A 20,393-nucleotide genomic window follows, 5' to 3' on the forward strand; every position below is an offset into this window, starting at 1 on the left:
TGGCGCGACGTTCAACCAGGAGGGGCGCGTGAGCCAGCATCAGATCCAGATCCGTCCAGCCGCCGATACCGATATCGGCGCGATGTGGACGATTTTCGACGCCGTCATCGAGGCCGGCGAATCCTATCCTTTCGCGCCGGGCACTTCCAGGGCGGCTTGCGCCGACTACTGGTTCAACCCGCGCTCGACCAGCTTCGTGGCCGTCGATGCCGACGGGTGCGTGCTGGGCATGTACAAGCTGGTGCCGAACCAGATGGACCTGGGCGCGCACGTGGCCAATGCCTCGTACATGGTCAGCCCGGCCGCGCAGGGCGCCGGCGTGGGGACCCTGCTCGGCAGCCACAGCCTGGACGAAGCGCGCCGCCAGGGCTACCTGGCGATGCAGTTCAACTACGTCATCAGCAGCAACCTGGCCGCCGTCGCGCTGTGGAAAAAGCTCGGCTTTGCGATTGTCGGCACCCTGCCCAAGTCGTTCCGCCATGCGCGCCTGGGCTATGTGGACGCCTACGTGATGTACCAGCTGTTGATGGAGCCGGCCGGCTGGCCGGCGCCGGGGGGCCGATGAACATCCTCGCTACCCCCCGGCTGGCGCTGCGCACGGTGGAAGCGGCCGATGCGCCGTTTTACCTGGAGCTGGTCAACGATCCCGATTTCATCGACCACATTGGCGACCGCGGCATCCGCACCCTGGAGGCGGCGCGCCTGCACATCGAGAACGGCCCGGTCAAGATGCAGGAAGCGCTCGGCCATGCGATCTGGCTGGTGGCGCTCAGGGACAGCGGGGTGGCGATCGGCATGTGCGGGCTGATCAAGCGCGACACCCTGCCCGGGGTCGACATCGGCTACGCCTTCCTGCCAGCCTGGCGCGGCTGCGGCTATGCGCTGGAAGCGGCCACTGGCGTGCTCGCCTACGCGCGCGATACGCTCGGCCTGGGGCGCTTGCTGGCGATTGCCTCGCCGCAAAACAGCGCTTCGCAGGCCTTGCTCGAAAAACTGGGCCTGCGTTTCGAAAAGATTGTCCACCTTACACCGGAAGATGCGGGCACCCGGCTGTACGCGATGGAACTGTGTGCAAGCGCCTGAAATACTTGTCGTGAGTTAACTGATACGTATTTCTTTTTATCTTGAGCGGGTTCATGATGAGTTGCACAGCAAGCGTCTTTACAGACGTCAACGCAACTATCCCGAGAGAGACCATGAAACTCGCCAACCTCCGAATTGCCGTGCGCCTTGGTGCGCTCGGTGTCTTCTTCTTTGCCGCCTTCCTGCTGGTCGGCCTGGGCGCCTGGTCGGCCCTGTCCAGCGCCGATGCCCAGAGCGCGCTGGCCATGCAGCGCGCCGCCAAGCTGACCGACGCGGTCGACATGGCGCGCAGTGCCCAGGTTGAATTCAAGATCCAGGTGCAGGAATGGAAAAATATCCTGCTGCGTGGTTCGGACGCGGCCCAGCTGGAAAAATACACGGTCTCGTTCCGCAAGAGCGGCGAGACCACGCGCGCCGAACTGGGCAAGGTCAATACCATTCTGGGCGAACTGGGGCTGCGCACGCCGCTGGTCGACGAGGCCATCAAGGCCACCGACGAACTGGGCAAGAACTACCTGGGCGCGCTGAAAAAATTCGATGGCGCCGATCCGGAGAGCTACAAAGCCGTCGATAAGCTGGTCAAGGGCATGGACCGCGAGCCGACCCAGAAGATCGACGCCATTGTTGCCTTCATCGGTACCGAATCGCGCGCGCTGACGGTTGCCATGGCCAAGGAGCAGGCCGCCGTCGAACGCTCCGCGACCATCAAGTTGCTGGTGATCGTGCTGGTGACGGTAGCGGTTGGCGCGGCCATCATGGTGTGGCTGGTACGCAGCATTACCGGGCCGCTCAACGAAGCGGTCAACATCGCGCGCACGGTGGCCAGCGGCGATTTGTCGACCTTGATCGTGGCGCGCGGCAGCGATGAAATCGGCATGCTGCTCAAATCGCTCAAGGATATGCACGATAGCCTGGCCGAGATCGTCGGCAAGGTGCGCGCCGGCACCGATGCGATCGCGGCGGCTTCCAGCGAAATTGCCGATGGCAACCTGGACTTGTCAGCACGCACCGAAGAACAGGCCAGTTCGCTCGAAGAAACCGCCTCGGCCATGGAAGAGCTGACCTCGACCGTCAAGCAAAATGGCGAGAACGCCAGCCAGGCGAGCAAGCTGGCCAGCGACGCCTCGGTGGTGGCGGTGCGCGGCGGCGATGCGGTGGCACAAGTGATCCACACCATGGGGTCGATCAATGACTCGTCCAAGAAGATTGTCGACATCATCGGCGTGATCGATGGGATTGCCTTCCAAACCAATATCCTGGCCTTGAATGCCGCCGTGGAAGCGGCGCGGGCGGGCGAGCAGGGGCGCGGTTTTGCCGTGGTCGCCTCCGAAGTCCGCAACCTGGCGCAGCGCTCGGCGGCGGCGGCCAAGGAAATCAAGACCCTGATCGGCGACTCGGTCGACAAGGTCGAAACCGGAAGCAAGCTGGTCGGGCAGGCGGGCAATACCATGGAAGAAGTGGTGGCAAGCGTGCAAAGGGTGACGGCGATCATTGCCGAGATTGCCATTGCCAGTGGCGAGCAAAACGTGGGGATCGACCAGATCAACGATGCCATTGGCCAAATGGATGCCGTCACGCAGCAAAACGCGGCCTTGGTGGAGCAAGCGGCGGCGGCGGCGGAAGCGATGAAGCAGCGGGCGGCCAGCCTGGCCGAAGCGGTCAGCGTGTTCAAGATCAGTGACCGGCACGTGGCGGCGGCGCCGGCGGCGCGTGCACTGCAGCGGGCCGCGCCGGCTGCGCACCGGGCCGCTCCGGCCGCCCGTCTGTCCGCGAACAAACCATCCCCGGCGCGCCCGGTACCGGCCGGCGCAAACGACTGGGAAGAATTCTAAATCCCTCCCACAACATTTCTCAATCGGGGTCAGAGCTCTGACTCGAAACATTTCTTCATTGGGGGCAGAGCTCTGACTCGCAACATCTTGCTCGCAAAGCCGGCGCCGGCCGCCGGTTTTGCAGCATGCAAGCTCACTTCCCCCTTCACGTCATCGCTGCACCAGGCCATCGCCCCTTTTTTCTTTTTTTGAAATGTTTCGAGTCAGAGCTCTGACCCCGATAGGGAAATGTTTCGAGTCAGAGGTCAGACCCCGGTTGGGTAAGTCGTTTTCCTGCGGATACGGGGCGCGCGGGCGCGCGGATTCGGAGGGGGAACCGGTGCTAATTGTGCACGGTTGCTTGTCGAGTATCTATATAATAAGTGGAAGATTGCCGCGACCACAACCGGTCCGTCCATTGCCTTCCCATACTCAGCCGTACTATCCCTAAAAGGATCCAATGAGCACCGACAAAAGCCCGCAGTTAGCGTTGATTATCACCAAGTTCGAAAATGAGCTGCTGGAAGTGTGGTTGTCGGGACTGATGACGCGGATGATTCGGCGCGACAAGAACGCCGAGGCCGAACTGCGCCAGCAAGCCACCCGCTTCCTGCCCTTGCTGGTGCAGGCGCTCGGACGCGGCGCCACCAACGATATCGAAGGCGCGGCCTGGGATGACACCCGCCACATGCTGACCGAAATCTCGCAGGCGCGCGTGCGCCAGGGCTTTTCGTCGATCGACACCGCCAGCTTCATCTTCGCGCTGAAAGAGCCGCTGTTCGCTTACCTGCGCACCGCGCTGGCCGACGATCCGATCCAGCTGGTCGAGGAAACCACCTCCACCAGCGCCCTGTTCGACCGCCTCGGCCTGTTCACCATCGAGGTGTACCAGAAGGCGCGCGAACAGGTCATCCTGCGCCAGCAGCAGGAATTGCTGGAGCTGTCCACGCCGGTCGTCCAGCTGTGGGACGGCGTGCTGGCCCTGCCGCTGATCGGTACCCTCGATAGCGCCCGCACCCAGGTGGTGATGGAGAACCTGCTGCAGAAAATCGTCGACACCGGCGCCTCGATCGCAATCATCGACATCACCGGCGTGCCGACCGTCGACACCCTGGTGGCCCAGCATCTGCTCAAAACCATCGCCGCCGCGCGCCTGATGGGTGCCGACTGCATCATCAGCGGCATCCGCCCGCAGATCGCGCAGACCATCGTGCACCTTGGCGTGAACCTGGAAGACGTGGTCACCAAGGCCACCCTGGCGGACGCCTTCGTGGTGGCCCTCAAACGCACCGGCTCGACCATCACCCATCCGCAGAACGCGCGCTAGACCATGGAACGCATCCCCATCCTGAAAATGGGCCGGCTGCTGCTGGTGACGATCCAGGTCGACATGCACGACCGCCTGGCCATGACCCTGCAGGACGACCTGACCGCGCGCATCGTCAAGGACCGCGCCACGGGTGTGCTGATCGATATCTCGGCGCTCGACATCGTCGACTCCTTCATCGGCCGCATGATCAGCCACACGGCCGCCATGGCCCGGATTCTCGACGCCCGCACGGTGCTGGTGGGGATGCAGCCGGCCGTGGCGATCACGCTGGTGGAACTGGGCCTGACGCTCGAGGGCGTGAGCACCGCCCTCAATGTGGAACGCGGCCTGGCCCTGCTTCAGCAGGAACGGGAATGACCGCCGCGGTTCAACGGCAGGGCGTGCCGTGAGTGCCGCCGATGGCCTGGTTCACGCCCCTCTGGTCACCGATGAAGACGTGGTCCGCCTGCGCAAGCTGGTGCGCGATGAAATGGTCGCGCTCAAGTTCTCCCTGATCGAACAAACCAAGATGGTCACCGCGGCCAGTGAACTGGCGCGCAATACGCTGCGCTACGGCGGCGGCGGGCGGGCCGAACTCGAACTGGTCGAGCGCGGCGGCAAGCGCGGCGTGAGCGTCAGCTTCATCGACGAGGGACCAGGCATCGCCGATATCGAGCTGGCCCTGACCGATGGCTACACCAGCGGCGGCGGCATGGGGCTGGGCCTGTCGGGCGCGCGCCGCCTGGCCGACGACTTTATCCTCGATAGCGTGCCGGGCAAGGGCACCACCGTCACGATCGCGAAATGGAAGCTGTTTTGAACAGATTTGGTAGGCAAACGGCGTTTCACGTAGGCGAATTGAGCGAAATCGCATCGGCCCGGCGCGCCGGCAATACCCTGGCGCGCCAGCTGGGCTTCGACGAGACACGCGCCGGCCAGCTGGCCATCGTGATCACCGAGGCGGCCACCAACATCGTCAAGCATGCCCGCGAAGGCGAGATCCTGCTGCGCGCGCTGCATGCGGGCGAGCGCGCCGGCGTGGAAGTGATCGCGCTCGACCGCGGTCCCGGCATGGCGAATGTGGCGCTGCGCATGGAAGACGGCAATTCGACCGCCGGCACCTACGGCGTGGGACTGGGCGCCATCAGCCGCCTGGCGCCGGAATTCGATATCTATTCGGTCGAAGGCCAGGGCACGGTGCTGCTGATGATCGTCTGGAGCGGCGCCGCCGGTGCTCCGCTGCCGGACTGGGAAGCGGGCGCGGTGTGCCTGCCGCTGCCGGGCGAGGACGTGTGCGGCGACGCCTGGGACTTCGGGCTGGCCAACTGGGGCCTGACGGTCGGCATGGCCGATGGCCTGGGTCACGGCCCGCAAGCGGCCGTCGCCTCGGAGGCGGCTGTCGCGCTGGTGGCCGAACGTCCCGCCGTGGGCGTGTCCGAACTGATGCAGCTGGCGCACGGTGCCCTGCATGGCACCCGCGGCGCGGCGCTGGCCGTGGTCGCCATCGATTGCGACGCGGGCGAACTCACGTTCGCCGGCATCGGCAATATCGCCGGCTGCATTTTCGATGGCGGCGCGCGGCGCCACCTCATGTCGCACAATGGCATTGTCGGCAGCAATCTGCGCAAGGTGCAGAAGTTCACCCATCCCTGGACACCCGGGGCCATGCTGATCATGCATTCCGATGGCTTGGGAACGCGCTGGGACCTGGATGCCTATCCCGGCTTGATATTCCGCCATCCGGGCTTGATCGCGGCGGTGCTGTACCGCGATTTCGCGCGCCAGCGCGACGACGCCAGCGTGCTGGTGATCCGCGAACGGGAGCTTCGGTAATGTCGCTGCGGATCCTCAAGATCGCCATCGGCACCGAGCTTGATGTGGTAGGCGCCCGCCAGCGGGCGCGCGAGATCGCGGTGCTGTGCGGCTTCGCCATGCAGGACCAGGTGCGCATCGCGACCTCGGTGTCCGAACTGGCGCGTAACGTCTTCAATTACGCGCACGGCGGCAAGGTCGAGTTTTCGATCGAGGACGCCGGCGGCGTGCAGGCGCTGCAAATCCGCATTGACGACCAGGGCCCCGGCATCGCCGACCTGGAGCTGGTGCTGTCCGGGCGCTATCAGTCGCCGACCGGCATGGGCCTGGGCATCCTGGGTGCGCGCCGCCTGATGGACCGTTGCGACATCAGCACGGCGCCCGCCAGCGGTACCCACATCGTGCTGCAAAAGCGCTTCGCCAGCGATGCGCCGCGCATGACGGCGCGCATGGTGGGCGACATGTGCGCGCACCTCAATGCGCTGGCGCCCGATTCGATGCTGGGCGAAGTGCAGCAGCAGAACCAGGAACTGCTCGGCACCCTCGATGAACTCAAGGCGCGCCAGGAAGAGCTGCTGCAGCTCACGCGCGAACTCGAAGAGAACAACCGCGCCGTCAAGATGCTGTACGCGGAGCTGGACGAAAAGGCCGAGCACCTGCGCCGCGCCGACCAGACCAAGTCGCGCTTCCTGTCGAACATGAGCCACGAATTCCGCACGCCGCTCAGTTCCATCCGGGCGCTGGCCAAGCTGCTGCTGGCGCGCGCCGACGGCGAACTGTCGGACGAGCAGGAAAAGCAGGTCAACTACATCTTGCAGGGCACGGTCGCCATGAACGAGATGGTCGACGACCTGCTCGACCTGGCCAAGATCGAAGCGGGCAAGGTCGATGTGCGGGCCGAGCGCTTTTTGGTAGCCGACATGTTCAGCACCTTGCGCGGCCTGATGCGGCCCTTGCTGCATGGTCCCGACCTGGCCTTGATCTTCCTGGAGCCGGCGGCGCTGGCGCTGCACAGCGACCAGGGCAAGCTGTCGCAGATCCTGCGCAATTTCATCTCAAATGCCATCAAGTACACGGAGCGGGGAGAAATCACGGTCCGTGCGACCGTTCTGCCCGAGCAGGGTATGATGCACTTCAGCGTGGCCGATACCGGGCTGGGAATCGCCAAGGCGGACCAGACCTTCATATTCGAGGAATTCAGCCAGATCGAAAACCGCTTGCAGACGCGTGTCAAGGGCACTGGCCTGGGCTTGCCGCTGTGCCGCAAGCTGGCCGACCTGCTGGGCGGCGCGGTCGGTGTCGACAGCGTGCCGGGCGCCGGTTCCGTATTCTGGGTGTCGATCCCGCTCACTTGTGCGCAAGAGGGCGGCGCCGCCCCCGTATCGCCATAACCATACCAACCGGATTGAGGTCCACCATGCAGTCCATGCCATTTGCCGATTCCCTGATCCTGAACGTCGACGACAGCGAAGGAGCACGCTACGCCAAGTCGCGCATTCTCACGCGTGCCGGTTTCAAGGTGATCGAGGCCGCCGACGGCAACTCGGCCCTGCTGCGCGCGCGTGAAGACAAGCCGGACCTGGTCCTGCTCGACGTCAAGCTGCCCGACATTAATGGCTTCGAGGTGTGCCGCCTGATCAAGGCCGATCCCGACACGCGCGCCGTGCTGGTGCTGCAAACGTCGGCGTCGTATATCGGCGTGGCCGACAAGATCCGGGCGCTCGAAGGCGGCGCCGATAATTACCTGTTCGAGCCGATCGAACCCGAAGAACTGGTGGCCAACGTCAAGGCGCTGCTGCGCCTTGGCCAGGTTGAGCGCGAGCTGCGCGATGTCGACCGCCGCAAGGATGAATTCCTGGCCACGCTGGCGCATGAACTGCGCAATCCGCTGGGGCCGATCCGCAATGCGGTCGAACTGCTGTGCCGCCTCGACCCGAACGTGCCGGAGCGCCAGGACAAGGCGCGCCTGACCATCCTGCGCCACACCGGCCACCTGGTGCGGCTGGTGGAAGACTTGCTCGACGTGGCCCGTATTTCGCAGGGCAAGATCACGCTGCACGAAGAGCGGGTGGAGCTGCGGACCTTTATCGGCAGCGCGCGCGAATCGGTGACGCATATCGCCGAGAGCCGCAACCAGCGCCTGGAGGTGACCATGCCGGCGCACGAGGTGTGGCTCAGCGGCGACCATGTGCGGCTGGGGCAAATCGTCGGCAACCTGCTGCACAACGCCTTCAAGTTCACGCCGCCGGGCGGCGTCGTCAAGCTCTCGGCCGAGGTGACCGGGGCGGAAATCCTGATCCGCATTTCGGACAATGGCATCGGCATTGCTGCCAACAAGCTCGATTACATTTTCGATCTGTTCGCCCAGGACGGCTTCACGCCGGACCGGGTGCAGGATGGCCTGGGCATCGGCCTGTCGCTGGTGCGCACGCTGGTCTCGCTGCACCATGGGACGGTCAGCGCCTTCAGCGCCGGGGTGGGCGAGGGCAGCGTGTTCGAGGTGCGCTTGCCGATCGATGCGGTGGGCAGCGGCGCCCAAGGCATCGTGGCGCCGGGCGCTGACGATGCAGCCGCCGCGCGCATCCTGGTGGTGGACGATAACGTCGATGCGGCCGACATGCTGGCCGAACTGCTCGGCATCAGCGGACACGATGTGAAGGTGGCGTACAGCGGCCAGCAGGCGCTCGACCGCGCGGCCGAGTTCAGGCCGACCTACGTGTTCCTCGATATCGGCTTGCCCGACATGAGCGGCTACCAGGTGGCGGCAAAAATGCGCGAGCTGCCCGGCATGGACGATGCGGTGCTGGTCGCCCTGACCGGCTACGGCCAGGCGCGCGACCGCGAGGAAGCGATGGAAGCCGGCTTCGACGACCATATCGTCAAGCCGATCGATTTCGCCAAGGTCACCTCGCTCGACCTGCAGCGCCGCAAGCGCTGACCGTCCCTTACTGCCAGGGGAAGAACCAGGTGAGCGGCTTGTCGACGCGCGCGGCCCACGATTTTTCGTTGTGGGTGGCGCCTTCGGCGACGTGGTAAAACAGGTCGGCGTCCTGGCGGTAACCCTGCTTGAGCATCGCGTCGCGCATCTTGAGGGTCTCTTCAAGACCATCCTTGACGGTGCCGGCATCCAGATAGAACCGGACCGGCAGGCGTGGCGGCAGGCTTGTGACGAATTCCTGCCTGTTCCACCAGAACGAGCCGGACACCGATGCGGCCTTTGAAAACACGGCCGCATTTTTCTGCGCGATATAAACCGAGGCGATGCCGCCCAGCGACGAACCCATGATGGCGGCCGATTCCTTGCCGGGCATGCTGCGCAGGGTGCTGTCGATATACGGCTTGACGGTGTCGACCACGAAGCGCTGATAGGTATCGAGCTGGCCGCCGCCGTACTGCGGATCGCAGCAGGTGGTGTATTCGGCGATGCGTTCGGGCGAGTTGTCGATGCCGACCACGATGATCTCTTCCATGATGCCGGTGGCGACCAGCCGGTTGACCGTTTCGTCGATGCCCCATTCAACGCCGTAGGCGGCGGTTTTCGCGTCGAACAGGTTCTGGCCGTCGTGCATGTACAGCACCGGATAGCGCTTGGCCCGGTTTTCGTCGTAACTTGGCGGCAGGTAGATGCGCAGGCTGCGGCTGTTCTTGAGCTGCGGCGAGGCGAAGCCGGGAATGATCTTGACCTTGCCGAACGGCGCGCCGAAGAAGGGATAGATGTCGCGCGTGCTGCCGGCGGCGAGTTTGTAGGTGCCGCCGATGGCGATTTTCTCATCGCCCAGCACCGGTTTCATGACAACGTCGCCAAGTTCGTCGGGCCAGGTATACGTCCATACCTTGCCGTCGTCGCTGGTGGCCGCGGCGCCCTTCGACCAGGACATCGGCCCCTTGTCGCCGCGGATGGCGACGCCGCCCTTGCCGCTCTCGTAATGGACGCGTACCGTGGTGGCGTGTGCGACCAGCGGCAGCAGGCTTGCCGCGAGCAGCGTGACTCGTGCCAGTGTCATTGCGTTTTCCTTTTTTATTTCAGGTGCAGCAGGCGCGCGCCATACACATCGAACTTGTTGGATGGACCTTCGGCGCCACCGGCCGCGCTGAAGGTGCTGTTACTTTGCAGGTAGCTCATATTATAGAAGTCGCTCATCTCCAGCGCGTACAGGCCGGGCTTGAGGCGTGTGCGCAAAGGCGTGGACAGCACCCCCGTCTTGCCGGTGCGCGCGTGCGGCAGCTGCACCACGCCCTGCGCCGCAATGCGGCCGGAGGCGTCTTTCAGGACCAGCCATTTTACGCCGCCGCTGATTCCCAGGTTGATCTGGTTGGCGCCATTATGGTAACGCACCTGCGCGCCGTACTCGCCGGCCTGCGCGATCCGCACCGCGCCGAAACGCAGGCGCTCGCCCGGCTTGCCCCAGTCCTTCACGTGCGGCTGCGCCACGCCGTCGACCATTGCCGGGACCTCGACCGCCACTCCGGTGCAGCGCGGCACGCTGTGGTGGCTGCGGTTGCCGGACACGGAAAACTGCGCCTCGATCGCGTAGCACGCGGCCGCCGGCGGGGCGCGGTCGCGCCACTCGCCGGCCGCCACCCCGGCCGCAACCAACTTGCCGTCGCGGTAGACGTTGTACACGGTGCCGGCGCCATTGCCGTTGGCATCGATCCGCAGCGTGGCCGCTGTGGCCTCCTTGGCGATGGACGGCTCGCGCGGCCCGAAGACATCCGGTCCTTCGGCGCAGGACGCCGCGTCGACGCGGCGGATTCGCTGGTCGCCTTGTTGCAGTGGGCCGAGCGCGATATCGATGGTCGCGTTGTCGGGCAACTGGTCCCAGGCGATGGACTGCGCCGTGGCGGCGCCGTTCAGCGTGATGGTCTTGAGCGGGTAGTAGCCTGTTTCATTCGTCGCATCGGGCAGCGCGATGCGCACCGTGATGCGCTTTCCGCGCACGCTCAAGTTGTCGAGGGTGATGGCGGAGGCCGCGCCGAACACCTCGCGCCGCAGCTTGGCGGTGATGAAGGGGCGCACTTCCATGCCGCTGCCTGTCACGCCGACGCCGAACACGTTCCCGATCACCATGCCGAGATAGCCGCCGACCGACCATAGTTGGCGCTTCGAGTTGATCACGGGGCCGATCAGGGCCGGCTGCTGTTCGTCGAGCAGCAGCGGCTGGCCCGAGATCCACTCCAGGTTTTCCATGTTCGACAGGTTCAGGGCGGCGCCGCGCATCAGCGTGTCGTACGCGGCGTCGGCCACGCTGACGTTGGCATGCAGGCTGGCGGCCTTGAGGCCGTAGGCGGTCACGAACGGCCAGATGGCGCGGTTGTGGTACACCGGCATGCCTTGCTGCTGCGGGTAGATCACGGGCGCGCCCATCGGGCCGTGCGGATAGCTGGCGAGGATGCGGCGTGCGCGTTCGCCATCGGCCACGCCGGTGACGATGGCCAGCGCCTGTCCGAGCCAGTCGAATTTATGCGTCGGCGCGCCGTCGAAGTGGGGCGCCGTCAGGCTGCTGTACATGCCGGCGTCTTCCAGCCACAGGCGCTGGTTGATGCTGCGCTTGAGAGCCGCCGCCCAGCCGGCGTATTTTGCCGAGCGCGCAAGGTCGCCGCTGTCATGCGCCAGCGACGCGGCCAGGGTCAGCGCCTTGTAGTGCAGGACGTTGGTGGACAGGGCTTTGGAGCTGGCCAGCGAGGCCAGGTCGCCCACGATCCATGCGGCGTAGCTCTGGTCGCGCCAGTCGAGAAAGGATTGTTCGCCCATGTACAGGCCGGAGGCGGCGTCGAACGCGGCGATGCGGTCGTTTTCCAGCGTGTTGACCAGCGCCTCCAGCGCGCGTGCGGCGAACCGTGCGCGCTGCGCCGGCGGCAAATGATTGAGCGCCGCTTCGGCGCCGAGCACCCAGGCCACGCGGTCGGTGCTGACCGGCCAGCTGCCGCCGCTGCCGGTATCCTGGATGATCTGCAGGCCATCGGCGCTGCCAGCCACCTGCGGCACGCGCGCGATGCCGGGCCGGTAGCCGGACAACTTGAAGTCGAGCGAGTTGCGCACCCGCTCCGGGTCGAGCATTGCAAGTCCCAGGTCGGCCGCATACGACAGGTCGCGCGTCCACACGTAATGCCATTTTTCGCCGGTCTCGAAGCAGTCGCAGTCGATGGCATTCGCGCCGTTGTAATTGCCATCCTTGATCTGTGCGACCGCGTTCTGCTTCATTTCATCGAGCGCCAGCGCAAACAGCGCGTCGAAGGCAAGGCTGCCGCTACGCACCGTTGGCCTGTCCGCAGCTTCGCGGTAAGTCGTCGATGGCGGGCCGGGGTCGCGCAGCGGCATCGTCGTCGACTGGGTATAGCTGCGCAGGATCGCCCCCGTGTCTGGTGTCGAAAAGCGCACCGTGTCGCTACCGTACTTGATGGCGACGCTGAGCGCGTGGCCCTGGTGCGGATCGTCCGTGCTGGCGGGCGGCATGCCGGTCTGCGTCACGCGCAGCAGTGGCGCCGCAGGGTCGGAGGCGTCGACGGAAAAGCGCCAGATGGACGTCTTTTTGATGAGCAGGTAGTCCTCGGGCCCGGCCTTGGCCTGCATCTTGTAGCTGGTGCCGGCGGATACGGTGACGCTGGCGCTTGGGTCGATCACCCATTCGGCCGACCAGTCCTTGCTGCCGACCTTGAAGCCGTGGTAGCCGGGACTGGCCAGGACCTCCGCTTCGTACACGCCGTTGCCCTTGTAGGCCAGCGGATGGTCAAGGCCCCAGCCATTGAAGCCGCCGCGCAGGTACATGGGCGTAGCCAGCGTGCCGCTGTCGGCGATGCCGGCGGCGCTGGCCGAGAACAGGGCGGCGGCCGCCAGCAGGTGGGTGGACGTGAACATCAGCGGTATTCCTTACGTTCGATGATGCCTTGCAAGGCATCCTTCGATTCGAGCATGGGGAAGCCGCCGGCGCGGTAGCGCCTGGGCGTCTGGAAAACGAGCTCGCCGATGTCGCCGGCGTAGCTGGCCTGGCGCGCACGCACCGCAAGCGGCTTGCCATCGACCGTGGCCTTGCCGCCGCCGGTCACCAGCAGGGCCGTCTTGCCGGGAGCGAGATCGAACGCGAGCTGCGAACGGCGCTTGTCGTCTTCCAGGAAGTTGAACGACACCTTGCGCGGCGTGGCGCCATTCAGGCGCAGCTTCCAGTGCTGCTGTTTGCCGACGCGGCGGAAATCGACGTCGATATTGTCGGCCGCGCCGAAGGGCAGGGCCGCATAAAACGTGCTCCATGCGGCGGGGATGGCGGGCGTGAAGGCCAGCGTGTTGTCGAGCAGGCGCGGGCGAAAGCCGACGTAGTCCTGATAGCCGTTGCGCGCATATTCGGCCACGCTCCATGATTGCGCCCAGGTGCCGGATGGTTTGAGCTTGCCGTCGTCGCCGGGCAGGGCGTCGAGCAGTTCGCTCATGTTCCCCAAGGTGCCCAGGCCGAGGATTTGCCGGCCCAGGTTCTGGCTCAGTTTCCACGCCAGGTCCTGGTAGCCGAACTTGTTCAGGGCCGTGACCGTGAAGCCGGCATTCCAGCCCCAGATGGTGCCCTGATGGTAGGCCGCATCCTTGTGGTGAAAGGCGGGATTTTCATGGCGCGGGTGGAAGTAGGGATCGTCCTGGCTCAGCGAGGCGATGCCGTAGGGGTAGAGCAGTTCGGACACCGCGTTGCGCGTCACGCGCGCCTGTACCTTGGGCGGGATGAAGTCGTCGAACGGGATCGACACCAGCATCAGCTGGTTGGGGCGGACCTTGGTATCGCGGCTGGCGTCGCCGCGCAGGCGGTCGGCCATGACGCTGCCATCCCAGTACAGCTGGAGGAAGCTGCGTTGCGCCTTGGCGGCCAGTGCGTTCCACTGGCGCGCGCGGGCGTCGTCGCCCGCCTGCGTGGCCAGCCAGGCGCCGGTCTTGAGGGCGGTATGCCACAGGGCCTGGATTTCGACGGCGCGCGGGCCGCGTGCGGACCACGGGTCCTTGTTGTCGATGCGCGCGTCCATCCAGGTGTCGGCCGAATCGTGCGCCAGCAGGCCATCCTGGTCGGCATAGTTGGCGATGGCGCCGTCGAAGTAGGGCAGGGCGAGCTGGTACATCTGGCGCGCAAACGCCTTGTCGCCGGTGTACTGGATGTACTCGAAGGCTTCGCGCAGCATCCACGGGGTGCCGTCGACGGTGTTGTAGATGATGCTGTCGCCAGCCGCGACGCGGTTGGGAATGCGGCCGTACTCCCTGTCGCGCGGCTCGCGCAGGTTCTGGTAGCGCGCGAAGTTCGACAGCACGGCTTTGGCGTCCTCGAACTGGCCCGCTACGAGCAAGGTGCCGGGCAGCGCGATGAAGGTGTCGCGGCCCCAGTTGTCGCGGAACCAGGGCAGGCCGGCCCAGATGCCGGTGCCGAATTCCTCCACCACGAACATGCGGCTGGCCGCCTTGGCCCAGTTGAGCGCCTTGTTGTATTCGGCGTCGCTGGTGGACAGGTAGCTTTTGGTCAGCGCTTCATATAGTGCCCTGCGTTCGGCGCTGATCGGCTCACGCTTCACCAGCGCCAGTGCGCGCTCGCTGGCCTGGGCGGCGCTGTCGCCAAAGGCCACGACCACGGTCATCTCACGCGCCGCTTGCGCGCTGCGCAGGGTGAGGCTGTCGCCCAGCACGAAGGGGCGGTCGGCGGCGATGGCCGTGAACGGGCCGGCACCGCTTGGGTCGACCACCACCACGTCGCCGTCGCGGTGGATGGCGCCCGGCGCCTTGCGCAGCGCCTGCACCGTCAGTTCGGCGTCGGCCGGGTTGGTCAGGCGGATCGCGAGCGCGTGCTTTTTCGATAGCAGCGCCATTTCCTCGGTGGCGCCGCCGGCGTGGCGCACGCGGTGGCCGTAAGGGAGTACCTGTTCGCTGGAGCGGGTGCGTTCGTTGCGTGCGCCGTTGACGAACGTGGCGTAGCCATCGAATACGGAGGCGTTCCTGATCGTGTAGCCGGCGCCCCTGGCATTGTTCTGGGTGTAGCCCTCGAAGTAGCCCGCCAGGTTGTCGCCCACCACGAACTGCGATTGCTGCCCGGGTGGGACGCTGATGGCCATGGCGTCGAAAAAGGCGTCCACGCCAGGTTTGCCGGCAATTGCGGTCAACGGCATGGCGATGGCGGCGGCCAGTGCGATCAGGGTCTTCATTCGATTTCCAGGATCAATGCCGAGCGGGCCGGCAGGGTCAGTGTGCTTGCGAGGGCGTGGGTGGCGCCGCTGATGGCGTCGACGCCGGTTTTGGCGCCCTTGAGCATTTCGTGAAAGCGCTCCAATGCCAGGACGGCTTCCTTGTCGCCTTTGTTGAGCGCCACCATGACCTTGTTCCTGCCGTCGTGGCGGAAGTAGACGTAGGTGCCGTTTTCGGCGCCGTAGTGCATGGTCTTCCCGTGGTGGATGACGCTGTGCGACTTGCGCCAGTTGACCAGCTTCTTGACGTAGGCCTGGGCTTCGCGCTGCTGCGCGTTCAGTCCAGCGCCGCTAAAGGCGCTGGCTGCGTCGGCGCGCCAGCCGCCCGGGAAGTCCTGGCGGAAGCTGGCGTCGTCGCGGATCTTGGTTTCGCTGGTCATGAGCACCTCGGTGCCGTAATAGAACTGGGGTATGCGCGGCAGTGTCATGAGCATGGCGAGGCTCATCTTGTACAGCTTGAGGTCTTCGCCGACCACGCTGAAGGTGCGCGCGATGTCGTGGTTCCCCTCGAACAGCACCAGGTTGCCGGCGTCCGGATACACGTGGTCTTGCGCGAGCATTTCGTAGACGTCGGTGAAGCCGCTTGCGGGACCGGTGGCGGCGAGGGTGGCGCGGATCGTCTCTGCCATCGGAAAATCCATCAGGCTGGGAAGGTAGCTGACGTAGCCGTCGAAGTTGACTTTGCCGCGCTGCCAGTGCGACACCACTGCCGGCGACTTGTGCCATTCCTCGCCCACCAGGTTCAGATTGGGATATTCGGCCATCAGGCGCCGCGTGTACTCGGTGAGGAAGGCGCTGTGGGAGTAGCCGTACGTATCGATGCGCAGACCGGACAGGCGGGCGTACTCGATCCACCAGATATTGTTTTGAATGAGGTAGTTGGCCACCAGCGGGTTGACCTGGTTCAGGTCGGGCATGCTGCTGTCAAACCAGCCCCTGGTGAAGTTGGCGCGGTCCTGCTGCGATCCGTACGGGTCCTGCACCGACACGCGATGGTGCCGGGTGGGCGTGAACGTGCCGCCGTTGGTGATCCAGTCGGGGCCGGGGAGGTCGTTCATCCACCAGTGGTGGCTGCCGATATGCGACAGCACCACGTCCTGGATGATGCCGATGCCTTTCTTGCGCGCCTGCGCCGAGAGCTGGCGGTAGTCCTCGTTGCTGCCGTAGCGCGGGTCGATGCGGTAATGGTTGGTGGCCGCATAGCCGTGGTAGGAGTAGGCCGGCATGTCGTTTTCGACCAGCGGCGTGGGCCAGATCTGGGTGAAGCCCATGGCCGCGATGTAGTCGAGATGGTCGGCCACGCCGCGCAGGTCGCCCCCGTGGCGCCCGCTGCCGGCGGCGCGGTTGGCCTGCTCGGCCATGCCGGCGACGCTGTCGTTGGCCGGATCGCCGTTGGCGAAGCGGTCGGGCATGATCTGATAGATGGCGTCTTCGCTGCCAAAGCCCTTGCGCTGGGCCGATCCGGCTTCGCGCGCATGCAGCTGGTAGGGGTAGCGGATCGTGCGGGCGCCGTCCTTGAACAGGATGTCGAAGGTGCCCGGTTTGGCGTCAGGCCCGATCAGCAGGTCGATAAAGAGGTAGTTGCGGCTCGCGACCTGGGTCAGCGCGTCGATGCGCACGCCCGGGTAGTCGATGGCGGGGCGGGTGTCGCCGATGCGCTCGCCGTGGACCATCAGCTGGAGCTTATCGTGCCGCATGCCGGTCCACCAGGATGGTGGTTCGAGATGGGTGATGCGGCCCGGCGGCGTCGGTGCCGCGCCGGCAAGGGCGGCGGCGCTCGCCAGGGCAGCCAGGGCGAACAGTCGGAAGAGGGGCGTGCGGCGGCCTGCTGGGGTCATGCGGTCTCCATTGCATCAGGGATGACTGCGCGTGCAGTCGCGTAGTATGGCTACATGGTCTTGTTATCGATAAAGCATACTACAGAAGAGGATGCCTATCAAACGCCGCCGACAGGAAGATATCTGTTCGGGCTTGCGGTGCTAGTTTAGCTACATGACGTGTCGATGCGGTCTTTATTGCACCGCCGTGAGCGCTTGCGGGGCGAAAATGCGACGCATGCCCTCGTTTTTACTACGGAATTTGCTACAAAAATGTAGTAACGATGAATTTCCAAAAAGGAGGATTGCACTTGTTTGGTGCGAAAATAACCCAAGGCAAGGAAAAAGATGGTTCATGTAGTCGGACTACAGTCACCTTTGCCATGTTCTGTAGCTGAAATACAACGAGAATGCCCTGCGTGACGGGTAAGAGATGTAAAAACCGCACTTTTCCGTAGTCGTGCGCAACTCACGTTGACAGTGCATCTAGTTTTAGTACAGAATCGGCTCAGAGCGTCTTAGAACGTTGCCTTTGGAACCCGTGCAGTCGCCGCCATGCTGAAGATACGGGAAATGTGTAGTAATGATGAGATGAGGGGACAGAATGAAATTTTTCGCCAATACCCGTAGCAAGAGTGCCGCATTCCCACTGAGCCCGGTCGCTGCCGGTTGCGCGCTGTTCGTGTCCGCCATGTCGGGCAACGTCTATGCGCAAGCGTCCGCTGCGCCGCAAGCGAGCGATCAACCGATCACAACGGTCAAGGTGTCGGGCATTCGCCGCGGTATCGAGGACGCGATTTCGGTGAAAAAGGATTCGTCTTCCATCGTCGAGGCTATCTCCGCGGAAGATATCGGCAAGTTGCCGGACGTTAGTATTGCTGAATCGATCGCCCGTCTTCCCGGCCTGGCGGCGCAGCGCGTTGGCGGCCGCGCCCAAGTCATCAGCGTGCGCGGCTTGTCGCCGGACTTTTCGACCACCTTGCTCAATGGCCGCGAACAGGTCAGCACGGGCGACAACCGCAGCGTCGAATTCGACCAGTATCCATCCGAGCTGCTCAGCGGCGTGACCATTTATAAGACCCCGGACGCCGGCCTCGTCGGCCAGGGCTTGTCCGGCACCATCGACATGCAGACCGTGCGACCGCTGTCGTTCGGCAAGCGCACCATCGCGATGAATGTGCGCGGCGAGAAAAACTCGCTCGGCGGCATCGCCAATGCGAAAGCCACGGGCAACCGCTTCAGCGTCAGCTACATCGACCAGTTCGCCGACCGCACGATCGGTATCGCGATCGGTTACGCCCACCTGGCCTCGCCGGTGTTGTCCAACGAAACCGGGCTGTACGAGCCGTGGAAAACCGATGCGCGTCCTGGCGTGCCTGGCGGTACCTATCTGATGGATGGTTTGAAGTCGGTTGCGCGCAGCGGCACCAACAAGCGCGACGGCGTCATGGGCGTATTGCAATATCGTCCCAACAAGACCTGGACCAGCATGATCGATGTGTACGCATCGAAATTCAAGCGCGAAGAAACGGCCAACCAGTTTGAAGTGAACCTGAGTAACTACAACGGTGGCTTCCAGCCGGGCCTGATGTACACCCCGGCAACCACCTCGAACGGGGTGTTGACGGGCGGCTCGGCCAGCGGCGTCTATCCGCTGGTGCGCGGCATGTACAACAACCGCAAGGATGAAATCAAGGCGATCGGCTGGGGCAATACCTTGCGTTTCGATGGCTGGTCGCTGTTGGCCGACGTCAGCTACTCGAAGGCGAACCGCGATGAAGTGAGCCTGGAAAACAACCTGCAACTGAGCAATGCTGCCGGCGATCCCTTCCTCGACACCGTCAACCTGAAATTCGCCACCGGCGGTTTTTCGCAAATCGGCGGCCGCCTGAACTATAGCGACGCCAAGAACCTGTACGTGCGCAACACGATTTACGGTTCCGGCTACGGCAAGACGCCGCAGATCGAGGATGAGCTCAAGGGCTTCAAGCTGGTCGCTTCGCTGCCGATGCCGACCATGCTGCAAAGCTATTTCTCTGGTGTGGACGTGGGTGTGAACTATGCCGACCGCAACAAGAGCAAGGTGCAGCCGGAAGGCGCGATCACCTTGCGCGGCGCGCCGGGTCCGGTTCCGGGCGAATTGTTGTATGACCAGGTCGACCTCGGCTTTGCCGGAACGGGCATGATTCCTTCGTGGAATGTGCCTGGCGTTGTCGGCCAGTACATGAACTTCAACCCGAGCTCGACCCATTCCTACCTGATTTCCAAGGCGTGGACAGTGCAGGAAAAGATCACGACCAGCTTCGTGAAAGCCAATATCGACAGCGAAATCGGTTCGGTAACGGTCAAGGGCAATGTGGGCGTGCAGGTCCAGCACACCGAGCAATCGTCGCAAGCGAACTATTTCGATGGCACGGCGCCGGCTGGAAGCCAGATCAAGCCGGTCGACGATGGCATGAAGTACACCGACTACCTGCCGAGCCTGAACCTGGCGTTTGGATTGAGCAACCAGCAGACCGTGCGTTTCGCGGCGGCCAAGCAACTGGCGCGTCCGCGGATCGATCAGCTGCGCTCGGCGCTCGACTTCAACGTCGGCACCACCGACTTCAAGCCGGGCGCCAGCGGTGGCAATGCGCGTCTCGATCCGTGGCGCGCCAAGGCACTCGATTTGTCCTACGAAAAGTATTTCGGTAACAAGGCGTATTTTGCAGTCGCGGCTTTCCACAAGAAGCTCGATACGTACATCTTTACCCAGACCAAGGAATACGATTTTTCGAAATATATTCCTGGCACCGACGCGATCACGGCGACTGGTAACTACAAGGCGCCGTACAACGGCAACGGCGGCAAGCTCAAGGGCCTGGAACTGTCGGCATCGCTGCCGCTGAGCTTGCTCACACCCGTGCTCGATGGGTTTGGCGTGTCGGCCAGTGCCACGCACAGCAAGAGCTCGATCGCGATTGAAGATCCGGACAGCAGCATCGGCAAGAACATTCCGCTGCCGGGCTTGTCCAAGCGCGTGACCAACCTGACCTTGTACTATGAAAAGAACGGTTTTGAAACCCGGGTCAGCCAGCGCAAGCGCTCCGATTTCGTTGGTGAAATCGGCAACTTTGCCAATGAGCGCAGCTTGCGTTACGTGGTCGGTGAGGATGTGGTCGACTTCCAGATCGGTTATAACTTTACCGAAGGCAGCTTTAAGGGCCTGGGATTGGTGTTGCAGGTTAATAACGTTGGCGATACGGCGTACGAAACCTACGCTGGCGACCGCAACAAGCCGCTGGAATATCAGAAGTACGGCCGCACCTTCCTGATGGGCGCGAACTACAAGTTCTGATGCGTGCTCTGCCGGGGGGCGATCCC

The 20,393-nt window shown here is 64.2% G+C and carries 14 protein-coding genes; 10 read left to right on the forward strand and 4 right to left on the reverse strand.

Going from position 1 to position 20,393, the window contains the following annotated elements; genetic code table 11:
- Positions 1-28: 28 nt before the first annotated feature.
- The 9 genes from F2P44_RS06195 to F2P44_RS06235 all read left to right on the forward strand — a co-directional run bounded on the left by F2P44_RS06195 (position 29) and on the right by F2P44_RS06235 (position 8,953).
- Positions 29-565, forward strand: coding sequence for a GNAT family N-acetyltransferase (locus F2P44_RS06195; RefSeq protein ID WP_370662638.1), 537 nt, complete (start codon positions 29-31; stop codon positions 563-565).
- Positions 562-1,083 (forward strand): GNAT family N-acetyltransferase, encoded by a 522-nt coding sequence (locus F2P44_RS06200; protein WP_187363249.1) that lies wholly within the window; start codon positions 562-564, stop codon positions 1,081-1,083. The genes F2P44_RS06195 and F2P44_RS06200 overlap by 4 nt, the downstream gene beginning before the upstream one ends.
- A gap of 113 nt (positions 1,084-1,196) precedes the next feature.
- Positions 1,197-2,915 carry a methyl-accepting chemotaxis protein gene (locus F2P44_RS06205; RefSeq protein ID WP_167085840.1) on the forward strand — a complete coding sequence of 573 codons (1,719 nt, stop codon included), beginning with the start codon at positions 1,197-1,199 and terminating at the stop codon, positions 2,913-2,915.
- Between the two features lie 439 nt (positions 2,916-3,354).
- The gene (locus F2P44_RS06210; protein WP_167085841.1) at positions 3,355-4,221 is read left to right on the forward strand and encodes an STAS domain-containing protein; all 867 of its coding nucleotides are present in this window, start codon (positions 3,355-3,357) and stop codon (positions 4,219-4,221) included.
- A 3-nt stretch (positions 4,222-4,224) separates the two neighbouring features.
- Complete coding sequence (locus tag F2P44_RS06215) at positions 4,225-4,581, forward strand: STAS domain-containing protein (protein WP_166893867.1); 357 nt, start codon at positions 4,225-4,227, stop codon at positions 4,579-4,581.
- Positions 4,582-4,609: 28 nt separating this feature from the next.
- A complete protein-coding gene (locus tag F2P44_RS06220; protein WP_289312400.1) occupies positions 4,610-5,023 on the forward strand; it encodes an anti-sigma regulatory factor in 414 nt (137 codons plus the stop codon).
- 38 nt (positions 5,024-5,061) lie between these two features.
- Positions 5,062-6,036, forward strand: a complete 975-nt coding sequence (locus F2P44_RS06225; protein WP_308609995.1) for an ATP-binding protein — start codon at positions 5,062-5,064, stop codon at positions 6,034-6,036.
- A complete protein-coding gene (locus F2P44_RS06230) occupies positions 6,036-7,406 on the forward strand; it encodes an ATP-binding protein (protein ID WP_167085844.1) in 1,371 nt (456 codons plus the stop codon). The genes F2P44_RS06225 and F2P44_RS06230 overlap by 1 nt, the downstream gene beginning before the upstream one ends.
- 26 nt (positions 7,407-7,432) lie before the next feature.
- Entirely contained in the window at positions 7,433-8,953 is a 1,521-nt protein-coding gene (locus tag F2P44_RS06235; RefSeq protein ID WP_167085845.1) for an ATP-binding response regulator, read from the forward strand.
- Between the two features lie 7 nt (positions 8,954-8,960).
- On the opposite strand, the gene F2P44_RS06240 is transcribed toward F2P44_RS06235, so the two are convergent.
- The 4 genes from F2P44_RS06240 to F2P44_RS06255 are packed head-to-tail and all read right to left on the reverse strand — an operon-like array spanning position 8,961 to position 17,051.
- Positions 8,961-10,019, reverse strand: a complete 1,059-nt coding sequence (locus tag F2P44_RS06240; protein WP_167085846.1) for an alpha/beta hydrolase — start codon at positions 10,017-10,019, stop codon at positions 8,961-8,963.
- 14 nt (positions 10,020-10,033) lie between these two features.
- Positions 10,034-12,871: an MGH1-like glycoside hydrolase domain-containing protein gene (locus tag F2P44_RS06245; protein ID WP_229423413.1), complete on the reverse strand. Its 2,838-nt coding sequence runs from the start codon at positions 12,869-12,871 to the stop codon at positions 10,034-10,036.
- Positions 12,871-15,174 (reverse strand): amylo-alpha-1,6-glucosidase, encoded by a 2,304-nt coding sequence (locus F2P44_RS06250; RefSeq protein WP_167085847.1) that lies wholly within the window; start codon positions 15,172-15,174, stop codon positions 12,871-12,873. The genes F2P44_RS06245 and F2P44_RS06250 overlap by 1 nt, the downstream gene beginning before the upstream one ends.
- Positions 15,171-17,051 (reverse strand): glycoside hydrolase family 13 protein, encoded by a 1,881-nt coding sequence (locus F2P44_RS06255; protein ID WP_167085848.1) that lies wholly within the window; start codon positions 17,049-17,051, stop codon positions 15,171-15,173. Before F2P44_RS06255 ends, F2P44_RS06250 begins: the two co-directional genes overlap by 4 nt.
- 583 nt (positions 17,052-17,634) lie before the next feature.
- Between F2P44_RS06255 and F2P44_RS06260 the strand changes: the two genes are divergently transcribed.
- Positions 17,635-20,367: a TonB-dependent receptor gene (locus F2P44_RS06260; protein ID WP_167085849.1), complete on the forward strand. Its 2,733-nt coding sequence runs from the start codon at positions 17,635-17,637 to the stop codon at positions 20,365-20,367.
- Positions 20,368-20,393 lie beyond the last annotated feature (26 nt).

Origin of the sequence: Massilia frigida (assembly GCF_011682175.1) — a bacterium.
Lineage (GTDB): Bacteria > Pseudomonadota > Gammaproteobacteria > Burkholderiales > Burkholderiaceae_D > Telluria_A > Telluria_A frigida.

Excerpts from the sequence above, each read along its gene's own strand:
- F2P44_RS06215 (WP_166893867.1), top strand. The coding sequence starts at position 4,225 with ATGGAACGCATCCCCATCCTGAAAATGGGCCGGCTGCTGCTGGTGACG.
- F2P44_RS06240 (WP_167085846.1), bottom strand. The coding sequence starts at position 10,019 with ATGACACTGGCACGAGTCACGCTGCTCGCGGCAAGCCTGCTGCCGCTG.
- F2P44_RS06210 (WP_167085841.1), top strand. The coding sequence starts at position 3,355 with ATGAGCACCGACAAAAGCCCGCAGTTAGCGTTGATTATCACCAAGTTC.
- F2P44_RS06205 (WP_167085840.1), top strand. The coding sequence starts at position 1,197 with ATGAAACTCGCCAACCTCCGAATTGCCGTGCGCCTTGGTGCGCTCGGT.
- F2P44_RS06200 (WP_187363249.1), top strand. The coding sequence starts at position 562 with ATGAACATCCTCGCTACCCCCCGGCTGGCGCTGCGCACGGTGGAAGCG.
- F2P44_RS06250 (WP_167085847.1), bottom strand. The coding sequence starts at position 15,174 with ATGAAGACCCTGATCGCACTGGCCGCCGCCATCGCCATGCCGTTGACC.
- F2P44_RS06255 (WP_167085848.1), bottom strand. The coding sequence starts at position 17,051 with ATGACCCCAGCAGGCCGCCGCACGCCCCTCTTCCGACTGTTCGCCCTG.
- F2P44_RS06235 (WP_167085845.1), top strand. The coding sequence starts at position 7,433 with ATGCAGTCCATGCCATTTGCCGATTCCCTGATCCTGAACGTCGACGAC.
- F2P44_RS06245 (WP_229423413.1), bottom strand. The coding sequence starts at position 12,871 with ATGTTCACGTCCACCCACCTGCTGGCGGCCGCCGCCCTGTTCTCGGCC.
- F2P44_RS06260 (WP_167085849.1), top strand. The coding sequence starts at position 17,635 with ATGAAATTTTTCGCCAATACCCGTAGCAAGAGTGCCGCATTCCCACTG.
- F2P44_RS06230 (WP_167085844.1), top strand. The coding sequence starts at position 6,036 with ATGTCGCTGCGGATCCTCAAGATCGCCATCGGCACCGAGCTTGATGTG.